The sequence below is a fragment of the Pseudomonas sp. IT-196MI5 genome, assembly GCF_949767415.1.
In the GTDB taxonomy this organism is placed as follows: Bacteria; Pseudomonadota; Gammaproteobacteria; order Pseudomonadales; family Pseudomonadaceae; genus Aquipseudomonas.
Window position 1 is genome coordinate 1 of sequence record NZ_CATKPZ010000057.1, and the last position, 750, is coordinate 750.

A 750-nucleotide genomic window follows, 5' to 3' on the forward strand; every position below is an offset into this window, starting at 1 on the left:
CTCAGGCTCGTGACGCCGTCCAGCGCGCTGACGGTGAAGGTGCCGTTCTGGGTCAGCGCCGTACCATCCGGTGCACTGCCGTCGCTGAGGTTTTTTTCGTAAACCGTCAGTTCACCGCCATACACGTTGAGGCCGTTGAGGACCACCGGATCGTCGTTGTTGTGGATCTGCAACACCAGGTTGGCGGTGCTGCTGTCGCCGTCCGCATCGGTGAGGGTGTAGGTGAAGGTTTCGGTGCCATTGCCACCGCCGTGCAGGGCTATGAAGTCGGCATCGCTGGTGTTGAGGGTGTAGGTGTAACTGCCGTTGGCATTCAGCACCAGGGTGCCGTAGGTGCCGGTGAAGGTGCCGGGGGTGATCGGCCCGCTGTTTTCCCCGAGCGGCACCCGGTCGGCGCCTTGCACGTCGTTGCTCAGCACGTTGCCGCTGAGGGTCAGCAGGGTTTCCGAGGCTGTCAAAGCGTTGCCGTCGTCCACGCCACTGGGCAGGTCGTCGACGATGTTCACGTCCAGTGAACCGGTCGCGGTGGTGCCGTTGTCGTCGACCACGGTGACGGCGAACTGCTCAGGCAGGGTGTTGGCGCCGTTGCCGGTTGGATGCGCTTCGTTGTCGTTCAGGGTGTAGCTGTAGCTGACCACCCCGGTCGCCGCGTTGAACCCGGTGACGGTCAGGGTGCTGCCCAACGGGGTGCTGATCGATTGCGGGAAGCCGGCGGCCACGCCGCCGCTGACCACGGTGATGCCGCCGACG

General features: G+C 64.7%; 1 protein-coding gene. It reads right to left on the reverse strand.

Going from position 1 to position 750, the window contains the following annotated elements:
- The coding region (locus tag ACM6IK_RS24270) for a VCBS domain-containing protein (RefSeq protein WP_414876354.1) at positions 1 to 750 on the reverse strand (750 nt) is incomplete at both ends.